This is a genomic window from Pseudomonas sp. LAMO17WK12:I10, from assembly GCF_900215185.1.
GTDB lineage: Bacteria > Pseudomonadota > Gammaproteobacteria > Pseudomonadales > Pseudomonadaceae > Aquipseudomonas > Aquipseudomonas chlororaphis.
In genome coordinates, this window is record NZ_OBDX01000036.1 from 42,742 (window position 1) to 64,123 (window position 21,382).

At 63.6% G+C, this 21,382-nt stretch carries 14 protein-coding genes and 1 pseudogene; 11 read left to right on the forward strand and 4 right to left on the reverse strand.

Annotated features, from left to right (window positions below):
- Positions 1-8 precede the first annotated feature (8 nt).
- The 6 genes from CRO75_RS28430 (at position 9) to CRO75_RS28455 (ending at position 13,201) form a co-directional block, all read left to right on the forward strand.
- Positions 9-1,436, forward strand: a complete 1,428-nt coding sequence (locus CRO75_RS28430; RefSeq protein ID WP_097139701.1) for an HlyD family type I secretion periplasmic adaptor subunit — start codon at positions 9-11, stop codon at positions 1,434-1,436.
- 275 nt (positions 1,437-1,711) lie between these two features.
- The gene (locus CRO75_RS28435; RefSeq protein WP_097139703.1) at positions 1,712-2,218 is read left to right on the forward strand and encodes a DUF5625 family protein; all 507 of its coding nucleotides are present in this window, start codon (positions 1,712-1,714) and stop codon (positions 2,216-2,218) included.
- Between the two features lie 592 nt (positions 2,219-2,810).
- On the forward strand, positions 2,811-8,831 hold the full coding sequence (locus CRO75_RS28440; RefSeq protein ID WP_239990657.1) for a S8 family serine peptidase: 6,021 nt from the start codon (positions 2,811-2,813) through the stop codon (positions 8,829-8,831).
- 295 nt (positions 8,832-9,126) lie between these two features.
- A complete protein-coding gene (locus CRO75_RS28445; protein WP_097139707.1) occupies positions 9,127-9,618 on the forward strand; it encodes a sigma-70 family RNA polymerase sigma factor in 492 nt (163 codons plus the stop codon).
- Between the two features lie 43 nt (positions 9,619-9,661).
- A complete protein-coding gene (locus tag CRO75_RS28450; RefSeq protein WP_097139710.1) occupies positions 9,662-10,657 on the forward strand; it encodes a FecR family protein in 996 nt (331 codons plus the stop codon).
- 96 nt (positions 10,658-10,753) lie between these two features.
- Positions 10,754-13,201 (forward strand): TonB-dependent receptor, encoded by a 2,448-nt coding sequence (locus CRO75_RS28455; RefSeq protein ID WP_177409798.1) that lies wholly within the window; start codon positions 10,754-10,756, stop codon positions 13,199-13,201.
- Between the two features lie 312 nt (positions 13,202-13,513).
- Here CRO75_RS28455 and CRO75_RS28460 read toward each other — a convergent pair whose 3' ends face one another.
- Positions 13,514-14,674 carry an MFS transporter gene (locus CRO75_RS28460; RefSeq protein ID WP_062825260.1) on the reverse strand — a complete coding sequence of 387 codons (1,161 nt, stop codon included), beginning with the start codon at positions 14,672-14,674 and terminating at the stop codon, positions 13,514-13,516.
- 31 nt (positions 14,675-14,705) lie between these two features.
- Positions 14,706-14,966, reverse strand: coding sequence for a hypothetical protein (locus tag CRO75_RS28465; protein WP_097139712.1), 261 nt, complete (start codon positions 14,964-14,966; stop codon positions 14,706-14,708).
- Positions 14,967-15,212: 246 nt separating this feature from the next.
- On the opposite strand from CRO75_RS28465, the pseudogene CRO75_RS33390 reads away from it, so the two are divergent.
- The 3 genes and pseudogenes from CRO75_RS33390 to CRO75_RS28475 form a co-directional block, all read left to right on the forward strand.
- Positions 15,213-15,662: pseudogene (locus CRO75_RS33390) on the forward strand (PAAR domain-containing protein); the annotation flags it as partial.
- A gap of 364 nt (positions 15,663-16,026) precedes the next feature.
- The gene (locus tag CRO75_RS33395; RefSeq protein WP_239990658.1) at positions 16,027-16,479 is read left to right on the forward strand and encodes a hypothetical protein; all 453 of its coding nucleotides are present in this window, start codon (positions 16,027-16,029) and stop codon (positions 16,477-16,479) included.
- Complete coding sequence (locus CRO75_RS28475) at positions 16,460-17,038, forward strand: hypothetical protein (protein WP_097139714.1); 579 nt, start codon at positions 16,460-16,462, stop codon at positions 17,036-17,038. Before CRO75_RS33395 ends, CRO75_RS28475 begins: the two co-directional genes overlap by 20 nt.
- Before the next feature lie 464 nt (positions 17,039-17,502).
- Here the strand turns inward: CRO75_RS28475 and CRO75_RS28480 are convergent, their stop codons facing one another.
- The gene (locus CRO75_RS28480) at positions 17,503-17,925 is read right to left on the reverse strand and encodes a DoxX family protein (protein ID WP_007932743.1); all 423 of its coding nucleotides are present in this window, start codon (positions 17,923-17,925) and stop codon (positions 17,503-17,505) included.
- A gap of 147 nt (positions 17,926-18,072) precedes the next feature.
- Between CRO75_RS28480 and CRO75_RS28485 the strand changes: the two genes are divergently transcribed.
- The gene (locus CRO75_RS28485; protein ID WP_097139716.1) at positions 18,073-18,993 is read left to right on the forward strand and encodes a LysR family transcriptional regulator; all 921 of its coding nucleotides are present in this window, start codon (positions 18,073-18,075) and stop codon (positions 18,991-18,993) included.
- Here the strand turns inward: CRO75_RS28485 and CRO75_RS28490 are convergent.
- The gene (locus CRO75_RS28490; RefSeq protein WP_097139718.1) at positions 18,966-19,892 is read right to left on the reverse strand and encodes a LysR family transcriptional regulator; all 927 of its coding nucleotides are present in this window, start codon (positions 19,890-19,892) and stop codon (positions 18,966-18,968) included. The genes CRO75_RS28485 and CRO75_RS28490 overlap by 28 nt on opposite strands.
- A 98-nt stretch (positions 19,893-19,990) precedes the next feature.
- Between CRO75_RS28490 and CRO75_RS28495 the strand changes: the two genes are divergently transcribed.
- Positions 19,991-20,983, forward strand: coding sequence for a cyclase family protein (locus CRO75_RS28495; protein ID WP_085534018.1), 993 nt, complete (start codon positions 19,991-19,993; stop codon positions 20,981-20,983).
- Positions 20,984-21,382: the final 399 nt, after the last annotated feature.

Sequence of the window (21,382 nt, forward strand, 5' to 3'; positions counted from 1 at the left end):
GATTGCCCATGAGCGCCACTCCTTCGTTATTGCAGCGCTACCGCGACGCCTGGCAGCACGCCTGGCGCCAGCGCAAAAGCATGGACAGCGTGCAGCGCCTGCCCCATGAGGCGCAGTTTTTGCCCGCCGCCCTGGAGTTGCAGGACACCCCCGTGCACCCGGCGCCGCGGATCTTTATCTGGAGCATCCTCGGTTTTGCCGTGCTGGCCCTGCTGTGGGCCTTTATCGGCAAGATCGAAGTGGTGGCGGTGGCGCCGGGCAAGATCGTGCCCAATGGCAAGACCAAGCTGATTCAGTCCAGCGAAACGGCGGTGGTCAGGGCGATCCACGTCAGTGACGGCCAGGCGGTGAAAGTCGGCGAACTGCTGGTGGAGCTCGACCCGACGGCGGCGGATGCCGACGTCAGGCGGATCCAGAGCGAGCTGCTGGCGGCCCGCGTCGACAGCGCCCGTGGCGCGGCCATGCTCGATGCGATCAACCAGCAACAGCCGCCGGCGTCGCTGCTCGGCCCGCTTGCCAACGCCGGCGCCAACGCCAACCCGGAGCAGGTGCAGAGCGCCCAGCGCTGGTTGCAGGGGCAGTACCAGGAGTACCGCAGCAACCTGGAGCTGGTGGACGCGGAAATCCTCCAGCGCAGCGCCGAAATCCAGTCGTCCCAGGCCCAGGTGGCCAGCCTGCGGCAAACCGTGCCGATCGCCACGCAATTGGCCGAGGACTACCGGCGGCTGCTGGAGCAACAGTACGTGGCACGCCACGAGTACCTGGAAAAGGAGCAGGCGCGCCTCGACCTGCTGCGCCAGCTGAGCGTGCAGCAGGCCAGTGTCTTGCAGTCCAGCGCCGCCCAGGCCGAGGCGCGGCGCCGGCGCGAAGGCGTGGTGGCGCAGAACCGCCGGGCCATGCTCGACCTGCAACAGGAAGCCAATCAGAAAGCCGCGAGCCTGGTCCAGGAACTGGCCAAGGCCCGTTACCAGGAAACCCTGACCAGCCTCAAGGCCCCGGTGGACGGCACCGTGCAACAACTGGCGATCCACACCGTCGGTGGCGTGGTCACCCCGGCCCAGCCGCTGATGGTCATAGTGCCCGCCGACCAACCGGTCGAAGTCGAAGCGATGCTGGAAAACAAAGACGTGGGCTTCGTCCGCGCCGGCCAGCCGGTCACGGTGAAAGTGGAAACCTTCACCTTCACCAAATACGGCACCGTCGACGGCGAGGTGCTGAATGTCTCGAACGACGCCATCGAAGATGAGAAGCGCGGGCCGATCTACAGCAGCCGCATTCGCCTGAAGTCCGATCACCTGATGGTCAATGGCCAACGCGTGGCGCTGTCGCCGGGCATGTCGATCACCGCGGAAGTGAAGACCGATCAGCGCCGGGTGATCGACTACTTCCTGAGTCCCTTGCAACAGCATGTGGATGAGAGCCTGCGCGAGCGCTAGGACGGTTGAAGTGAAGTTCCCGGTGTATCGCCTTCCAGGAAAAGATGCCTCTTGTTCTTAAGCCATATTTGCTGGTGATCTGCCTTGGTATATGGCAGCTGCTTCGGAGTTGTAGTGCACTGGCCCTGGTTGTGGGCTTTTGTTATTGCATTGTTCTTGTGCTTGCCTCTCCAGGTACTTGCTGGAAATGGGATGACGGGAAGGTTCAAGTGGTAGTTGAATTTGTTGGGAACAAGGGTGGGCAAGTTTATTAGAACTTTCGGGGAGAGTAGGTCATGCATGGACTGATCAGTGTTTTGCGTAACGGAGTTTTAGGTGCTGTATGTTTTTTGCTGACCGCCTGTTCTGCGCCTGTATCGATAGTAAAGCCCCTGGATATCTCTCGGGCGGAACAGTCCGCCAGTGCGGAGTTTTTGGTCAGGAAGACCGGTGACTACAGATTCGCCTTGCTGTTTACCAAAAAAGACACTCTGCCCGAGATACTCAAACAGATTGAAGTCTGGGGGAACTATGGCGTTGATGGAGTGGCTATCCCCATCCATCTTCGGGTCTTGAAAGACGGCCAGGTATTCTTTGAAAAAAGCTTGATAACAGTAGGTGTCCAATGGGGGCAGACGTTTGACTATGAGGGGAGGCGTTTGAATACCGCGGTAAGGCTGATCAAGACGTTGGAACTTTCACCTGGGAGTTACTCGGTTGAAGTCAGTACACTCGGTGACCTGGAAGCGTTCCGGGGTATCGAGGGGTTTGTAGAGTTTTCTTATTACGATCCAAAGCATTGAAGCATTGTGGTGAGCTTTTTTAAGGAGCTGGAAGTTGGAGAAGAAGTACAGTGTGACTTATAAAGTCGCAAAGGCAGGCGCGGAATACGTCTATCAGCAGGATAAAGCGGATCACAAGGCAGGCGATAGCCACTCATCGACAGGGGGGCATATGTGGTATGCCTTGAGCGATGGGGTAGGCGAAAGCGCCAGCTATGGCTTTGAATCAAAGTTCGATGAGATGCGCGGGCCAGGGCAAGTAGGCCGGCATGACAATGCGGGCTACAAGGAAACGGTCTATGAAGTTAGCGTGGCATTGACCGAGGCTCAATATAAAAGTTTGCTGGCTTTCTCGGAGAATCCCGCGTCCGGCGGATTTGATAACACGCGTTATAGGCTTCTAACCAATAGCTGCGTGGATTTCGTATATGCCTCGCTGAAGTCCATTGGTTTTAATGGTGAAGGTTTCGAGGGCGCTCTTTTTCCGGCGGATAACATAAAGCCGGTCAACAATCTTCTGCATACGTATGGCGCCCAGATCATTCGTGACGACTTGACCCGTCACGGTGAATATTATGAAGCGAAAGACGGCCAGCAATGTTTGTGGCTTGGTGTGGGTGATGTCGTTACCGCTCCTCAGACCTCCAGCCTGATCAACATCGACATCAACCCTTCCCCCCAACCCCAACAACACATCCAGGGCGAAAGCAAAGCCCAGCAGGACGTCGCCAACGGCTTCATTCAAAACTCGGCGACAAACAGCATTTTTGCCGTCGGCGGCATTCTCAACAAAACCGACTTCACCTCGACCCAGATGTCCAGCCTGGCCTCGGGCGGTATTCGTCCCGGTGAGATGCAGCTCGACCCCAATGCCCGGCCCAACACCTACCTGTCGAATTTCTACCAGGCCCCGGACAGCACCAAGCCGGACTTCAGCCTGCGCAATGCCGTGACCCTGAACGGCCTGTCGGCCATGACCACCTTCAACACCTACGTCGACCCGCTGCTGCTGGACCTGACCGGCAACGGCGTGCACATGACCGACATCCGCGACGGCGTGCTGTTCGACACCGACCACAGCGGCACGCTCAAGCGCAGCGGCTGGGCCGATCGCAGCACCGGCATGCTGGTGATCGACGATGGCAGCGGCCAGATCAAGGACGTCAGCCAGATGTTCTCCGAGTACTACGGCGGCAAGGCCGGCGTGAACGGCGCGGCGGGCGAGGCGAAGTTCAAGGACGGTTTTGCCGCCCTGGCCAGCGAGGACGCGAACAAGGACGGTGTGATCGATCAGCGCGATCCGATCTGGAGCAAGCTGCGGGTCTGGGTCGATGGCACCCATGACGCGAAAGTCGATGGCGGCGAACTCAAGACCCTGGCCGAGCTGGGCATCACCCAGATCAACGTGCGGGCCGCGGCGTCCACTCAAACCGAAGTGCGGGACGGCAACCGGGTGCTCGCCACCGGTTCGTTCACCATCAATGGCAAGAGCCAGGAAGCGCTGGCGGTGGATTTCCTCGGTGACCCGGTTAGCAACACCCTGAGCGCCCAGGGCGCGGGCACCAAGGTGACCTCGACCAGCAACGGCATCACCACCACTGCCTATGCCAGCCAGAGCACCACCGGTGAAACCCTGGACGCCGCGCAACTGGGCGTGGGCAACCTGTACGGCGGCAGCGGCAACGACACACTGATCGCCGCGCCGGCCGGTGGCTGGCTGGTGGGTGGCGGCGGCAGCAACACCTATGTCGGCGGCAAGGGTGACGACGTGTTTGTGGTCAGCGCCTCGGACGACATGAAGAACCTCCACGGCAACGGCGGCCACGACACGGCGATCGTCGTCGGCGACAAGGGCGTGGTGCTGAACATGGCCCAGGCCGGCCTGACCATTGCCCAGGGCGGCAGCGGCGACGACACGCTGATCAGCGGCGGCAGCGGCAGCGCCTTCATCAAGGGCGGTTCCGGTAATTCGACCCTGGTGGGCGGGGCGGGCAGCGACGTGCTGGTCGGCGGCAGCGGCCATAACACCATCATCGGCGGCAGCGGCAAGGCGGTGATCTACGCCGGGCCCCAGGGCGACGTGATCTACGCCGCCGAAGGCGGCAGCATCATTCACGCCGGTGGCGGCGCCGACCGGATTTTCGGCGGCGCGGGCAATGACGTGATCGAAGTCGGCCACGGCAACGCGACCATCGACGGCGACGGCGGGATCAACCTGGTGACCCTGCACGGCAACCATGGCGACTACCGCATCACCCGCACCGCCAGCGGCTATGAGGTGGCCGACAAGGTCGCCGGGCGCGACGGTACGGTGACCCTGAAAAACATCCAGAAGCTGAATTTCTCGGATATCTCGGCGGTCGATCTGCAAACGCCCAACGCCATGCCGGTGGCCGATGTGCTGAGCCTCGACCAGGACGGCAAGGCCTTCAACCGGACCCAGCCTCACCTGATTGCCGCGCAGAGCCTGCTGGCCAACGATCAACACCTCAACAGCCAGGGCGCGCTGCGCATCGCTAACGTCGGCGACGCGGTTGGCGGCTCTGTCAGCCTCACGGCCCAGGGCGACGTGCTCTTCACTCCGGATGCCCACTACACCGGCCTGCTCAGCTTCAAGTACGGCGTGGTCGATGCCGCCGGCAACCTGTCGGCTTCGGTGGTGGACCTGAGCAGCGGGCAGACCGCGCCGATGCGCGCCGGGGTGACCTTGCTGACCCCGGAAGTGCCGCTGGACCCCTTGGCGGCCCAGGAGTGGTACCTCAGCGATACCAACGTGCTGCCGGTCTGGCAGGACTACACCGGCAAGGGCGTGCGCATTGGCCAGTTCGAGCCGGGCGGCCAGTTCGCCACCGCGCCCGAGATCTTCGACATCGCCCACCCGGACCTGGCCGCCAACGTCGATCAGGCCTGGCTGCAGACCCAGCAGAGCAACGGCAGCTTACCGGGCCTGGTGTCCAACCACGCGACCATGGTGGCGGGGGTGATGGTCGCGGCCAAGAATGGCACGGGCGGGGTCGGGGTGGCCTACGGCGCGACGCTGGGCGGCTACTACCTGGCCAACAGCGGCGCCGACCTCGCCGGGCTAGGGCACATGGTCAGCTTCGACATTGCCAACAACAGCTGGGGCTTCACCAATGATTTCGCCCTCAGCAGCTTCCAGGACGGCTTCGTCAACACCGCCACGGCGCTGAGCATGAATGCCCAGTACGCCGCGAGTAACGGTCGTGGCGGCCTGGGCACGATCATTGTCGCGGCCGGCGGCAACAGCCGCGCGACCGGTGGCAATGCCCAGGGCTCCTTGACCAACAACAACCGCTTCTCGGTGGAAGTCGGCGCGATCAACGCCCAGGGCGACTTGTCGACCCTGCAGATCGGTTCCTCGCCGTTCTCCAACCCGGGCGCCAGCCTGCTGGTGTCGGCGCCGGGCAGCAACGTGGTGTCCACCAGCCATATGCTGGAAACCGACCGTGGCTCGACCTTCGGCAACGACTACACCAGCATGCAGGGCACCAGCTTTGCCGCGCCGATCGTCTCCGGCATCGTCGCGCTGATGCTCGAGGCCAACCCGAACCTGGGCTACCGCGACGTGCAGCAGATCCTTGCGCTCTCGGCGCGCCAGATCAACGACCCGTCCACACAGTGGAGCGACAACGCCGCCCACCACTGGAACGGCGGCGGCATGCACACCAGCAACGACTACGGCTTCGGCGAAGTCGACGCGCGGGCCGCGGTGCGCTTGGCCGAAGCCTGGATGACCCAGAGCACCGGCGCCAACGAGTATGTCTACAGCGCCTCCAGCGGCGCCCTGGGCAAGAACCTGGCGGCGGGCGGCACGCTGAGCTCGTCCATCGCCATGAATGCCGGCCTCAATGTGGAACACGTCGAGATCGATTTCGACGCCCAGGTGGGCCGCCTTGGCGACCTGACGCTCAAGCTGATCTCGCCCGACGGTACCCAGAGCGTCCTGCTCAACCGCCAGGGCAAGGTGCCGGACGGCATGCCGGGGGCGAGCGCCACGGACCTTGGCAGCACGCAGTCGGGATCGTTCAAATACACCTTTATGACGACCCATGACTTCGGCGAGCGCTCGGCGGGCAACTGGACCTTGCAGGTGAGCGATTCGGCTTCCGGCCTGCCGGTCACGCTCAATGCCTGGTCGCTGCGCTTGTACGGCAGCAAGAGCGCCCCGGACGACACCTATTTCTACACCGACGAATACCTCAAGTCGGTGGTCGGGCATGCCAACCGTGGCGTCCTGGACGACGCGGTCAACGGTGTCGCGGGCGGGCGCAATACCCTCAACGCGGCGGCGGTGTCGGGGGATAGCTCGATCAACCTGCTGACCGGTGTCGCCAGCCTCGGCGGCGCGGCGTTGACGGTGAAAAATCCGCCGAGCATTCAGAACATCGTCACCGGCGACGGCAACGATGTGCTGGTGGCTGGCAATGCCGATGCCTTGCTCGACGGCGGCCGTGGCAACAACAGCCTGACGGGGGGCGCGGGCAAGGACTTCTTTGTGGTCCATCGCCGCGATGGCGGTAGTGATGTCATCAACCACTTCGAGGCTGCCCGTGGCGAGATCATCGACCTGGTGGGTTTTGCCGGGAAGAAGTTCACCGACCTGGTGCTCAGCCAGCAAGGTGCGGACGTCAAGATCGACCTGGCCAAGGGCCAGAGCATTGTCCTGAAGAACCAGTCGCTGGCCGGGATCGGCGCGGCGAACTTCAAGTTCCAGGACACCTTTGTCGCCCCGACGGCCTACGTCAACAGCGACGCCTCGGCGGTCCAGCCGCAGGAAGGCCTGGGCACCGTGCTGCTCAACGGCGGCGGCAAGGGCGTGATGTACAGCAGCGACGCCCAGGGCAAGATGGTCGCTTCGTTGAGCGGCACTATCTACAGCCATGACAGCGCGACTTCGGATGTGTTCGTGGTGGCGGCCCAGTCGGGCGTCAAGGACTACAACAACGCCTTGCGCGGCTTCCGCCATGGCATCGACAAGATCGACCTGCGCCAGACCGGGGTGACCGATTTCAGCCAGTTGACCCTCGAGCACAAGAATCGCGCGACCCTCAACGGCCTGACGCAGATTCACGGGGTATATGTGACGCGTACCGGCGCCCAGGGCGCCGACTCGAACGTCAACCTGCTGTACCTGGATGCGCTGGATGTGGCGCAGGTCAGCGCCTCGGACTTCATCTTCGCCGAGCATGCACCGGACGTGGTGACGCCAGTCGGCCCGGTGGTGGCTCCGGTGGAACAGCCGACGGTGACTGTACCGGGTACGCTGACGCCGATTGTCGAGCGTCCTGGTGTCGACAAGCCTGTCGTGGTGCCGCCGCTGCCGCCTGTCGATCTGCATCCGACCGTCAGCGTTCCAGTGGTCGATCCGGTGCTGCAACCTTCGGTGACGATCCCGGACATCACCCTGCCGGAGCACAAGACGATCGAGCAGATCCTCGCCGAACGGGGTATCGACCTGAACCCGAAAGTGCCGGAACACAAGACTGTCGAGCAGATCCTGGCCGAGCGTGGCGGCAACCAGGGGCCGACGGTTCCCGAGCACAAGACCATCGAGCAGATTCTCGCCGAGCGCGGCATCGGTTCGCTGCAGCCTTCAAAGCTGCCGGATATCGGCCCGGTCGGACGCGATCAAGGGGGACGCACGCCGGTGGATGTGCCGAGCCCGCGGCCGATCGTGATTCCCGATATCCCGGTGGTCGATACCAGCCATCGCGACCTGGATATTGTGAGTCGTCCGCGGGTTACTGTGCCCGATTTCCCGACGGCGTCGGACCCGCGGTTCAAGTTCGATGATCCGCTGCCATCGGTGACTGACACCGAGGATTTCTCGTACGCTTCGATCCGCGACAGAATCCGTTCGCGTCCAACGCCCACCACCGTGGACCCGGTGACCAGCTCGTCGCGCGACCCGCTCACGCTGAGCCCGTTGCCGAGCGTCGATCCCGCGCCCGTGGCCAGCGATCCCAACACCATGACGGTCAAGGGCTTCTTCGCCAACGTCAGCCTGGGCGACGAAAGCAAGACCATCAACGTCGAGGCGTCGAGCGCCAAGCTGGTGGCCGGCAACGGTGATAACAAGGTCAACGTGACGGGCAGCCGCGCCGAGATCACCCTGGGCAACGGCAACAACGTGATCGCCGGCGACATCAACAAGCTCACGGTCGGCCATGGCAACAACAGCATCACCGACAGCGGCTCCTTCGCCACGGTGAAGCTGGGCGATGGCAACAACAAGGTGCTGGTCAGCGGCAGCATGCCCACCGTGGAAGTCGGGCACGGGGTCAACGACCTCGAGTTCAGCGGCAGCATGGGCCAGCTGGTGTTCGGCCAGGACATCAGCCCCGAGCGCCTGTGGTTCCAGCACGAAGGGCAGGACCTGCAGATCTCGGTGATCGGCAGCCAGCAGGAGGTCACGCTGCACAACTGGTACGCCGCGACCCCCGAGCGTCCACGGGACATCATGACCGGCGACCGTCACCGGTTGCTGGGCAACGATGTGGAAAACCTGGTCCAGGCCATGGCGGCGTTCGCGCCGGCAGCACCGGCGACCATGACCTTCGGCGCGGCCGAGCAACAGGCCTTGCAACCTGTGCTGGCGGCCAACTGGACATGACCGCGCAAGCTTGACCGGTAACAGGGCCCGTGATGCTTGTCGCGGGCTTTTGCCGCTCTCGTTCGGGAGCGGCTTTTTTATGCCCCCTGATCCCTCCCATTTCCCTATCGGGCTTCGTCGATCAATCTGGTGTTCAGCCCCGTGGCTGGATTATCCCTGCCGCCCACGCACTCCAGGCGTTGATTGACCTTATCGTCTTCCATGCCGACCCCAGGGATGGGTGGTCTGCTGAATCAATTGCCGCCTTTAATAAGAAGCATTACTATTCACGCTTCCCCACCCTCAGCACACTGCAATGACCCCCAAGCCGTCACGCCGACCAGGCTTTTTCGAGCACTACGAAGAGTTGATCGGCACCTGGACGCGTCGGCTGAAGAACCGTTCGCAGGCGGAAGACCTGGCTCATGACACCTTTGTCCGGGTGCTGGAGTCGGATGCGGCGGCGGTGCAGCAGCCGCGGGCGTATCTGCACCAGACGGCGCGCAATATCGCGGTGGATGCCTATCGCCGCGAGGACCGGCGCGGCGCCATGGAGGCGGTGTATCCAGTTGCGTCGCCCGGCGGCGACCCGGAGCATTTCATGCATGCGATCCAGCTGGCTGACTCCATCGAACGGGCCCTTGGCGAGTTGCCGTTGAACTGCCGCAAGGTGTTCGTCTGGCAGAAGCTCGAAGGCCTGACCCAGGCCGAGATTGCCGAGCGCCTGGGGCTGTCAAAAAACATGGTGGAAAAGTATATGATCCGCACCCTGCGGCATCTGCGCGAGCGCGTGGACGGGCCGCGCTGATGAATGCCATGCCTTTTTCACCCCCAGCCCAACAGGATGTTCCATGACGCAGATTGGTGAGTGCGCGTGCGGGCAGGCGACGGTTCGCGATGAGGCGGCGCTGTGGTTTGTGCGCCTGCAAGAACCGGCGGTCAGCGCCGAGGAGCGGCAGCGTTTCGACGCCTGGCTGGCGCAGCACGAGGCGCATCGGGATGAATTCCAGCTGCTGCAAAGCCTATGGGCGGCCACCGATCGGGTGCCCAAGGCGCGTTTGCAGGCGCTATGCGCAACCCCGAACCTGACCGTCAAGCGCCGGCCGCTGCTGCGATATGCAGTGGCGGCCAGTGTGCTGGCGGTGGCCGTGGGCCTGGGGTTGTTCAGCGGCCTGAACCAGCCTGCCGGGTACAGCGCCGAGTTCGCCACGGCCCCGGGCGAGCGCCGCCATGTGGCCTTGCCCGATGGTTCCCAGGTCGACCTGAACAGCCGCAGCCGCTTGCGGGTGCGTTATGAACAAGGCCTGCGCAGCGTCGAGTTGAGCGAAGGCGAGGCAATGTTCAGTGTCGAGCACGACAGCAGCCGGCCCTTTGTGGTGGCGGCCGGGCCCGGCAAGGTCACGGTCACCGGCACGCGCTTCGATGTGCGCCGCGATGCTGCCCAGACCCGGGTCGCGGTGGAGCAGGGCACGGTGCGAGTGCAGGGGCGGGTGCAGGGGCGCGACGCCGCCGACAGCGACTTCGTCAACCTGACCGCGGGCCTGGGCACCGCGGTCGATGCCCGGGGTCAAGTGGCCGCGGCCTACGCGGTGGATCCCCAGGCGCTGACCGCCTGGCGCAGTGGCAAGCTGGTGTTCAACAACGCCAGCCTCAACGAGGTGGCCGCCGAGGTGTCGCGTTATCGCGAGCAGCCGCTGCGGGTCGGCAGCGAGGCGGTGGGCAGGTTGCGCCTGACCAGCGTGTTCAAGGCCGACGACACCGACGCGCTGCTCAAGGCCTTGCCGAGCATCCTCCCGGTGGCGGTGAAGACCCACGCCGACGGTAGCCAGGAAATAATTGCGCGATAGATTCAGGTTTTTTTCGAGTTCTTCGTCTTCTTGTCCAACTGCAACTGGTTTGTATTAACAGACGCATCTTCTTGCGATCAACAGGACTGCTCGAACTTGAAACGCCTCGACCTGAATAACAACAATCCTTGCTCGCCTTCCACCCGCTGGCTGCCGCTGGCCCTGGCCCTGGCGGTCAGTGCCGCGCTGCCCCAGGCCCATGCCGAACAGGCGTCGAGCGCTATCCACATCCAGGCCCAGCCGTTGGGCCAGGCCCTGAGCCAGTTGGGGCTGCAAACCTCGCTGCAGGTGTTTTTCAGCCCTGAGCTGGTGGCCGGCAAGCAGGCCCCGGCGGTGGACGGCAAGCTGTCGCCGGAGCAGGCGCTGCGTCAGTTGCTGCAGGGCAGCGGCCTGCAATACCAGATCGACGGCGGCTCGGTGACCCTCAGCCCGGCGCCGTCGGCGGCGGGTGACGGCCCTCTGGAACTGGGCGCCACCAGCATCAGCGTGGTGGGTGACTGGCTGGGCGACGCCAACGCGGCGGTGGTGCAGAACCACCCCGGCGCGCGGACGGTGATCCGACGTGAAGCCATGGTCGAGCAGGGCGCGATGAACGTCGGCGATGTGCTGCGTCGGGTCCCCGGCGTGCAGGTGCAGGATGCCAACGGCACCGGCGGCAGCGATATTTCCCTCAACGTCGGCGTGCGCGGCCTGACGTCGCGCCTGTCGCCGCGCTCCACGGTGTTGATCGACGGCGTGCCGGCGGCCTTCGCGCCTTATGGCCAGCCCCAGTTGTCGATGGCGCCGATCTCCTCGGGCAACCTCGACAGCATCGACGTGGTGCGCGGTGCCGGTTCCGTGCGTTATGGGCCGCAGAACGTCGGCGGGGTGATCAACTTCGTGACCCGGGCCATCCCGGAAAAAGCCACCGGGGAAATCGGCAGCACCCTGGAAACCTCCCAGCGCGGCGGCTGGAAGCACATCGACACGGCCTTTCTCGGCGGCACTGCGGACAACGGCATCGGCGCCGCGCTGCTGTACTCCGGGGTCAACGGCAACGGTTATCGCGCCAGCAACAACGGCAACGACATCGACGACGTGATCCTCAAGACCCATTGGGCGCCCACCGACCAGGACGATTTCAGCCTCAACTTCCACTACTACGACGCCAAGGCGGACATGCCCGGCGGCCTGACGCAGAAGCAGTACGACGCCGACCCGTACCAGTCGGACCGCGACTGGGACAACTTCAGCGGCCGCCGCAAGGATGTGTCGTTCAAGTACCTGCGCCAGATCGACGACCGCACCCAGTTCGAAGTGCTGACCTACTACTCCGACAGCTTCCGTGGCAGCACCATCGCCGCCCGCGACCAGAAGACCCTGGTGTCCTATCCGCGCACCTACTACACCTTCGGCATCGAGCCGCGGGTGTCCCATGTGTTCGACCTCGGCCCGACCACCCAGGAAGCCAGCGTCGGCATGCGCTACCTGAAAGAAGGCATGCACGAAGAGGCCAGCCGCCTGGCCCTGGTCAACAACCAGCCGGTGGTGCGCCCGGGCTCCGACGGCCATGTGTACCAGGACCGCACCGGCGGCACCGAGGCCACGGCCTTCTACATCGACGACAAGATCGACGTCGGCAACTGGACCATCACCCCGGGGATCCGCTTCGAGAACATCCGCACCGAATGGCACGACCGCCCGGTGGCCGGCACCAATGGCGTGCCGGTGCAGGAGAAGCGCCGCGAGATCAACAGCAACGAGCCGCTGCCGGCGCTGAGCGTGATGTACCACCTCTCCGATGCGTGGAAGCTGTTCGCCAACTACGAGACGTCGTTCGGCAGCCTGCAGTACTTCCAGCTGGGCCAGGGCGGGGTGGGCGACCAGACCGCCAACGGCCTGAACCCGGAGAAGGCCAAGACCTACGAGATCGGTACGCGCTACAACGATGAGGTGTGGGGCGGTGAGCTGACGGCGTTCTACATCGACTTCTCGGACGAGCTGCAATACATCAGCAACGATGTCGGCTGGACCAACCTCGGCGCCACCAAGCACCAGGGGATCGAGGCGTCGGTGCACTACGACCTGGCCGCGCTGGACCGGCGCCTCGACGGCCTGACCGCCAATGCCGGTTTCACCTACACCCGTGCGACCTATGAAGGCGGCAGCTCGGCGTTCAAGGATCGCGACCTGCCGTTCTACTCGCGCCAGGTGGCGACGCTCGGCCTGCGTTACGACATCAACCGCTGGACCTACAACATCGATGCCTTCGCCCAGTCCAAGCAGCGCTCGCCGGGCAGCATGGTCAACGCCGACGGCAGCTTCAACGACAACTACATCACCGAAGGCAGCGCCGACGGCCAATACGGCGATATGCCGGGCTACGTCACCTGGAACGTGCGTGGCGGTTATGACTTCGGTTCCCAGCTGTCGAACCTCAAGCTCGGCGCCGGGGTGAAGAACCTCTTCGACAAGCAGTACTTCACCCGCTCCAGCGACAACAACTCCGGCCTCTATGTCGGCGCGCCACGGACCTTCTTCGTCCAGGCCAGCGTCGGCTTCTGACCGACCGCGTCGCGCCCATCGCGGGTAAGCCTCGCTCCTACAGAAGCGAGGCTTACCCGCGTTTTATGCCCGGCGCAAACCCCTGTAGCCGCTGCCGCAGGCTGCGATCGAGCGGCACGCTCGTGGGGATCTTGCGGGCGCTGGAGACCCTGCGGGTCTATCGCAGCCTCGCGGGCTCGGCAGCGGCTACAGGGAGCGGTGACGTCCTCGATATTCCGGTCAGCCCCGATGCTTGTGTAGCCGCTGCCGCAGGCTGCGCAAAGGCCCGCAGGGCCTTCCTGGGATCTCGAAAACGATGGCCCGCGAAAGGGCTCAAACCTTCAACACTTTGCCGCTGGCCGCCACGCCGATCAGCATCACCGCGATCAGGCCGAAGGCGATGCTCAGGCTGCTGCCGTGGGCGATAAAGCCGATCAGCGCCGGGCCGGCGAGGATGCCGGCGTAACCCAGGGTGGTGATGGCCGGCACGGCGATGGCTTCGGGCATGACGGTCTGTTTGCCCACCGCGGTGTACAGCACCGGCACGATGTTCGAGCAGCCGACGCCTACCAGCGCGTAACCCACCAGCGCGGCTTCCCAGGCCGGTGCCAGGGTCGCCAGCAGCAGGCCGGCGGCGGCCACCGAGCCGCCCATGACGATCACCCGCGTGGCCCCCAGCTTGTGCACGATGGCATCGCCGGTCAGTCGGCCGACGGTCATGGTCAGGGCGAAGGCCGCGTAACCCAGGCCGGCATAGGCGGCATCCACCTGGCGTTCGGCGCTGAGGAACACCGCGCTCCAGTCCAGCACCGCGCCTTCGGCGAGGAACACCACGAAGCACAGGCAGCCAATGAACAGCACCACGCCGTGGGGCACGGCAAAGGCCGGGCCCGAACTCCGGCTGCCGTACGGCAACATGTGCGGCGCCGCCTTGAGCAGGGCGACGACCAGCAAGGCCACCACCACCAGGGTCGCGCCCAGCGGCGACAGGCCGAGGCCAAGCATGGCGCTGACCCCGGCCGCGCCGACAATGCCGCCGAGGCTGAACAGGCCATGGAAGCCCGACATCATCGGGCGGCCACTGGCCCGTTCGACGATCACCGCCTGCAGGTTCACCGTGGAGTCCACCGTGCCCAGCCCGGCGCCGAACAGGAACAGCCCAGCGATCAGCAGCGGCACCGTGCTCACCGTAGCCAGCAACGGCAGGGCCAGGCAGATCAGCAGGCTGCCGGCGGCCATCACCCGCCGGCAGCCGAAGCGCCCGGCCAGGATTCCGGCGATCGGCATCGCCAGGATCGAACCCACGCCCAGGCACAGCAGCAACAGGCCCAGGGTGCCTTCATCGAGCCCGGCCCGGGCCTTGGCGTAGGGCACCAGCGGCGCCCAGGCGGCGATGCCGAAACCGGCGATGAAAAAGGCAATGCGCGTGGCCATCTGTTCCAGGCGGCCGGGGCTGATCTGTTGCTCTGAGGTGTGGGTGTTGAGGGCTGTCATAAAAATCCTTGGCGGTCACCCCGGGCGCCTGTCAGGCAATGGACGCTTGGCGCCATTGCTGCTGCCGCTGGAGGACCGAGTCTGCCGTTTCACCGACCAGTTGTTGATACACCGCCGGCGACGTGGCGCCTTCGGTGTTGATAAGCAGGACGCCCGAGTGGGCGTCGAGGTGCGCGACGGTACGCCGCGCGCCATCCTTGCACATCAGGCTCAGTCCCGCGAGGTCCGCGGCGGCGGATTCGCCGGCCAGTAGGGGAATATCCCGGGCGCTGCCGGCGGCCAGTTGGCGCATGGCGCCGGCGGCGAGCGCGTCGGGGAGTGTGACCGGACAATCGATCGAAGGTTGCAGGAAACGCCAGGCCAGGGTGGCTTGAATTTATTCTTCCCTATTCAGCCTGGTAGTCAGAGAACTTCAGGATATTTCAGAAATCCCCTACAGACTGCGTACTGGTATTTACAGTAGCCTTCGATCACCAACTACAAACGCTATTCGCCCCCACTGATGGGGGCTTTTTTATGCAAGGAACAAGGACGGCGCATGATTTCTTCAGCACGTTTGGGCGACAAACATGTCTGCCCGTTGCCGGGGCATGGCACAACTCCAATTGCTTCAGCTTCTGCCAACGTGAATATCAACTTCATGGGCGCTGCTCGTGTCGGTGACACTTGCGGCTGTGGCGCAGTCATCACCACCGGCTTTCCGTCGATCTTGATCAACAACCGTCCCTTGGCTCATATGGGCAGCCCTACCAGTCACGGCGGAACGATCATCTCGGGCAGCCCCGATACCTTCGGCGGCTTCCAGTTCGGCGGTGCAGCAATCCAGGCTATCGTTGACTTCGCCAAGCTCGGTGCCGTGCGCCCGGACGGCTCAGTGAACGATCAATTGATGTCTGAGCTGCTGGCCGACCCACAGCTTGAGCAACGCGCCTTGCTCGCCGGCGCGCTGGTACAACCTGGCAATTCGTCCTCAACAGCTCCCGAGGAGCCGCTGACCCCTGAGCTAATCGCCGTCGCCGGAAGCCAGCACGACACAAGCCCGGGCAACCAAATGATGTTCATCGGGCAGGCTGTGCGCGAGCTGGCCGTGTTCAAACGCAGCAAGCCCGCCCAGGCGCGGACACTGGTCGTGTTCACCCCGTCATATAGCGAAGCAATGCTCAGCGCTGCGCGCGGATCCGCCGATGCATATGGTGCTGGCTTTATTCGTGTGGCCAACATCCAAGAGCTGATCGACTACCTGAACCAAGGGCAAAGACCGTAAGCAATCACCCATCGAGCACCTATCGCTGTTCAGCCACGGCGTGCCGCATCGGATCGCCTTCGGCTATCAGCTTGCCGGGGATTTCCAAATGTCCCTGGACGTACTGAGCTACGACAAGATTTCACCTTCGGCGTTTGCCAGTTCAGCGCAGATCGACAGCTACGCCTGCAGGACAGGTATGGGCAATCGGTCTGACTTCCCTGTCGAAGATGGCATCCAGTTCTTCCCGCAGACGAATGAGAGCCTGGCGCAGCTGTTGGCCAATCACCTGCAGATCAAGGTGCATGCCTTTGTTCGACGTTCGGACTACAAGAACACCTGGGGGGCATTCGAGGAGCGGCAGTTGGGCAAGCTTTGTGGTTTCAAAGCCGCACCTGGGGATGAGTGGTGTAGGAGGTGGGGGCTGCTTGCTAAGGAACGACAAAACAGTAATGACATGTTTGATTTCACCTACCAGTCCATAGGTGCAATCAATCCAGTTATCTCAGGCGACACGCCCATTGGCGTTCCAGGAGGCCATTTTGAGTTTCTACCGAAGTAAAGGCTTCTGGATAGCTTTCACCATTATTTCTCCTTTGCTACTGATCGTGGCCAACTACGGATTCAAGGTAATGACGAGCGTATACAAGACAGATTTGGGCAACGGCGTAGTGATCTATGCCGATGACTATGTGAAGGCCGGCCGTTGGGTTTTTCACTGCGGCCGATCACGCCTGGTCAGCCGAGAGCCATTATCCGCCCCGGTAGCAGAACTGGAATATGCGGCAAAGCTTACGATCGGTCACATGTATACCTTGAGTGCTGCTGATGAAAAACTCGCGAAAGTGGCTATACGGGCCATCACTGCGATGCCCTACTGGTACAAAAGCCTGAACTATCGCTATTCCGTTCTGGGCGAAAACAGTGATTTAAGTAGCCACGTCTTTGGCTTGTTGGCAAAGCATGACGGCCAGCAGTGGGCCTTGAGGGTCTTGCAGAATATCGATTACGGCGGCGAGTCGAGCTTTGATATAACCGCCGAGCCCTACGATCCAAAAAATTACGTGGATTACGCCAAGGCACTCCAGGCCGCCGCCAAGAGCTGTCCTGGTCCACAGTAAATGAGGCCAAGCGCGGCCCTAATGCGCAGCCAGCGCACCGGGTTTGGCTACGCGCCCAGGAAACCGGGCAGCGCATCGTAACGCTGATCGGCTACGACTGCGGTAAGGCCGACATGCGCCGTTCCAAGGGGGTATCTATATGGAAGTAAAACCGTTGATACCAGTTTTCAGGCGCCGCAAGACATTGCGCTGAAGTTATTCCGTGAAGCTGGCCGAACTTGGAATGCTCAAAGTTTGCAGCCCATGGGGGACCATCTGTTCAATTTCTGTGTGACGAATTCGTCACTGCGATTGGTTGCTGCAAGCAAACCCATCTGCAGGAGCGCAATGGTCGGAAAGTCGAGCAGATCCAGCCTGGTCTTTACCAGCTCCGGGCTCTTACAGAAAGCCGGGGTATCTCTAGCTGGCTCGCAAAAACGACAACGCGGCGCCCTTGGGCGCCGCGTTGTCGTGGGGGAGGCCGATCAGCCCTGGCGGCGGGCATCCAGGCTGAAGCGACCGGCGCCGAAGGCCACCACTTGCAGCAGGCCGCCGGCCATGGCGATGTTCTTGAAGAAGTGGATGAACTGGTTCTGGTCGCCCAGGTTGTTGTGGAAGGCCAGGGCGGTGGCCACGCTGAACACGGCCAGGCCCAGGGCTACCAGGCGGGTGCGGTAGCCGGCGATCAGCAACAGGCCGCCACCCAGTTCCACGGCGATGGCGATACCCAGGGCCAGTTGCGGGAAGGGCAGGCCGACCGATTGGATGTAGCCGACCATGGCGGCCGGCGCGGCGATTTTCGAGAAGCCGGAAAGGATGAAAATGGCGCTGAGCAGGACGCGCCCGATCAGGCTGATGCTGGCGTTGCTGTTCGAGGTAGTGGACAGGCTGTTGGTCAGTGTGGACATGCTGGATTCTCTCAGTGGGTTCGGCCTCACCACCTTGGTGCGCCGCGATGGAGAGAAGTTTGCCACTGGCGTTATGAACGCAATAGCCGAATAATTTCGAGTGTCAGATTCGATTTTCTAGAACGTAGCCTTTGCGAGAACAGCCCCATGTCCAGCAACCCCGGTACGCCCACCCTCGATCAATTGCGCATCTTCCTCACCATCGTCGAGGTCGGCAGCTTTGCCGGCGCGGCGCGCAAGCTGCATCGCGCCACCTCGGTGATCAGCTATTCCATGGCCAACCTGGAGCTGCAACTGGGGGTCAGCCTGTTCGACCGCAAGACCACCCGCAAACCCCAGCTCACCGAGGCCGGGCGCACGGTGCTGGCCGAGGCGCGGAGCATCTACAACGGCATCGACGGCCTGCGGGCCAAGGTCAAGGGGCTGCTGCAAGGCCTGGAAGCAGAGGTTCACCTGGTGATCGACGTGATGTTCCCGGCGGCGCGCATCGTCGATGCGCTGAAAAACTTCCGCCGCGAGTTCCCCACGGTGCAGCTGCACCTGCACATGGAGGCCCTGGGCGCGGTGGCCGAGATGGTGCTGGCGGGGCGCGCCGCGGTGGGTGTCAGCGGCATGGTGCACCGTGATCTGACCGGTATCGAGCGGGTGCAGGTGGGGTTCGTCCAGCTGATCCCGGTGGCGGCTCCGGAACATCCGTTGGCGCAAGCATCGGTCAACCTGCCGGGGGCGGGTCGCGAGCATGTGCAACTGGTGCTGTCGGACCGTTCCGAGCTGACGCGCAACCAGGATTTCGGCGTGGTCGGCACCCACAGCTGGCGCCTGGCGGACCTGGGCTCCAAGCATATGCTGCTCAGGGAAGGCATCGGCTGGGGCAACATGCCGGCGCCGATGGTCGAGGAGGACCTGGCCAGCGGGCGCCTGGTGCAACTCGATCTGCCGGGCAGCCAGAGCCTGCCTTACGGCTTCGACGCCATCTACCGTCTCGACACGCCACCGGGGCCGGCGGCGTCTTGGCTGATCGATTGGCTGGTGGCCCAGGCTCAGTCCGCCGGCTCGGGCGTGGCCTGATCGGCCTCCTGGAGCGGGCCGAGGGCCTGGGCCAGGAAGTCGACGAAGAAGCGGATCTTCTGCGACACATGGCGATTGCTGGCATACACCGCGTAGATGGTCCGCCGTGGCATGGAATAGCAGGGCAGGACCCGCTGCAACTGGCCGCTATCGAGCAGCGGCTGGGCGATGAACGAGGGCAGGGCGCCAATGCCCAGCCCGGCCTGGAGCATGTCGCTGAGCATCAGGCTGTTGTCCACGGCAAAACGCACCGGCAGTTCCAGGCGGCTGCTGCCTTGCGGGCCTTCCAGCTGCCAGTGGCCGGGGTGTTCGGCCAGGCGATAGGCCAGGCAGCTGTGCTCGCGCAGCTCATCGACGGTCTGCGGGCTGCCCTTGGCCTGCAGGTAGGCCGGGGCGGCGCAGATCACCTGTTCGATTTCCCCCAGGCGCCGGGCGATCAGCGACGAGTCGCTCAGTTGTCGGCGAATCCGTAGCGACACATCGAAGCCTTCGCCCACCACATCCAGCAGGCGGTCGTCGAGGGTCAGGTCGAGACGAAATTGCGGGTAGCGCCGCATGAAGTCGGCCAGGATCGGCGACAGCACCTTGAGGCCGAACGACAGTGGCGCGTTGACCCGCAAGCGGCCGCCGGGCTCGCGGGTGCCGGCGCGGGTCGCGCATTCCAGGGCCGTCAGTTCGTCGAGCAGGTGGCAGCACTCGCTGAAGTAGGCCTGGCCGGCGTCCGACAGGCTCATGCGGCGTGTGGTGCGCAGCAGCAACAGGCTGCCCAGGTGTTCCTCCAGCTGGCGCACCTGCTTGCTGACTGCGGCGGTGGATTGCCCCAGGTCGTTGGCGGCGAGGCTGAAGCTGGCGCGCTCCACCACGCGGCGAAAGGTGCGCATGGCTGCCAGCACATCCATATTGTTTCTCCTGGGTTGAATATGTCTTAACGAAACGGCTGATTATCGCCGAATTGTTAATCCATACCATGGACACTTCATTTCACAGGAGTGTCGTCATGGCTGTTTCCCGTTTGTTGCGTGTCATCCCTGGCCTGGCCGCCTTGTCGCTGTTCAGTGCGCTGTGCGGCGCCGCGCCCCAGGCCGAAGTCGGCGTCAGCCCCTGGGGGCCGAAGGATGAGATTGGCCGCCTGAACCTGATCACCGAGCAGTCGCGGGCGGCGATCATGGCCCGGGTCAGCGGCAGCCAGGCCTACGACCTGGCGGTCGAGTATTTCGTCGGCATGCCCAGTTGGCAGGCGGCGGGCGATCCGCCGTACCAGATGTGGATGACCCACACCCCGCACGGCAATGTGATCGCCGACCCGATGCAGGTCGGCGAGCCGATGAACCGGCATGTCAGCTACACCGGCTCGGCGGTGTCGATGTATGCCCACATGGGCACCCATATCGATGCGCTCAACCACTTCGGTCTCGACGGCAAGATCTGGAACGGCTTTCGCGCCGACCAGCACCTGGGTGACCGTGGCTGGAACGTCACCGGCGCGGAAAAACTGCCGCCGATTGTCGCCCGCGGGGTGCTGATCGATGTCGCCGCGGCCAAGGGCGTGGACATGCTGGCGGACAATTACCGGGTGACCCGGGCCGACCTGCAGCAGGCGCTGAAGGCGCAACAGGTCAGCCTGGAAAAGGGCGACGTGGTGCTGATCCGCACCGGGCGCATGCGCGACTACGAAAAGGCCCAGGCCTATATGGCCAACCCGCCGGGCATGAGCCTGGACGCGGCGAAGTTCCTGGTGGAGGAGGGCGGCGCCATGGTGGTGGGCGCCGATAACCTCAGTTTCGAGACCTTCCCGTCGGAGGTGGAAGGCAACTACCTGCCGTTGCACACCTACCTGCTGGCGATGCAGGGCGCGCCGATCCTGGAACTGGTCAACCTCGAAGGCCTGTCGCGGGACCGGGTGTACCAGTTCGCCTTTATCGGCGCGTCGTTGAAGTTGCGCGGTGCCGATGCCGCGCCGATTCGGCCGATTGCCTTGCCGATTCGCTAAACGCCTGCCGTCCGGTCAGCCCCGATGCTTGTGTAGCCGCTGCCGCAGGCTGCGATCGAGCGGCACGCTCGCGGGGGGCTTGCGGGTGCTGGAGACCCTGCGGGTCTATCGCAGGCTGCGGCAGCGGCTACATCTATGGTCACCCCCCGTTTCTGCAATACTGTTCATGGATGCGTGGGTTGGCTTGCCTCAATCTATCCGGCGTCAGACTCGGTACTGCGCCTCGATGAAAATCGCGCCTGACGATCCTAAATAGGGGAACGGTTTTGAACCGTGTAGCCGCACAGGTTCTTCGTCAGGCCGGTTTGCCGTTCACGTCATCTGTTGTCCAGCATCGCAAAACCCGTTGGGTGGTGCTCGATAACAGCAGGGTCAGGCGTTCATCACGCCTGGCCTTGC

Bases quoted from the DNA above. Each gene is read 5' to 3' on its own strand.
- CRO75_RS28435 (WP_097139703.1), top strand. From the start codon at position 1,712: ATGCATGGACTGATCAGTGTTTTGCGTAACGGAGTTTTAGGTGCTGTA.
- CRO75_RS28430 (WP_097139701.1), top strand. From the start codon at position 9: ATGAGCGCCACTCCTTCGTTATTGCAGCGCTACCGCGACGCCTGGCAG.
- CRO75_RS28480 (WP_007932743.1), bottom strand. From the start codon at position 17,925: ATGTCCACACTGACCAACAGCCTGTCCACTACCTCGAACAGCAACGCC.
- CRO75_RS28485 (WP_097139716.1), top strand. From the start codon at position 18,073: ATGTCCAGCAACCCCGGTACGCCCACCCTCGATCAATTGCGCATCTTC.
- CRO75_RS28465 (WP_097139712.1), bottom strand. From the start codon at position 14,966: ATGCGCCAACTGGCCGCCGGCAGCGCCCGGGATATTCCCCTACTGGCC.
- CRO75_RS28450 (WP_097139710.1), top strand. From the start codon at position 9,662: ATGACGCAGATTGGTGAGTGCGCGTGCGGGCAGGCGACGGTTCGCGAT.
- CRO75_RS28495 (WP_085534018.1), top strand. From the start codon at position 19,991: ATGGCTGTTTCCCGTTTGTTGCGTGTCATCCCTGGCCTGGCCGCCTTG.
- CRO75_RS28445 (WP_097139707.1), top strand. From the start codon at position 9,127: ATGACCCCCAAGCCGTCACGCCGACCAGGCTTTTTCGAGCACTACGAA.
- CRO75_RS28460 (WP_062825260.1), bottom strand. From the start codon at position 14,674: ATGACAGCCCTCAACACCCACACCTCAGAGCAACAGATCAGCCCCGGC.
- CRO75_RS28490 (WP_097139718.1), bottom strand. From the start codon at position 19,892: ATGGATGTGCTGGCAGCCATGCGCACCTTTCGCCGCGTGGTGGAGCGC.
- CRO75_RS33395 (WP_239990658.1), top strand. From the start codon at position 16,027: ATGTCCCTGGACGTACTGAGCTACGACAAGATTTCACCTTCGGCGTTT.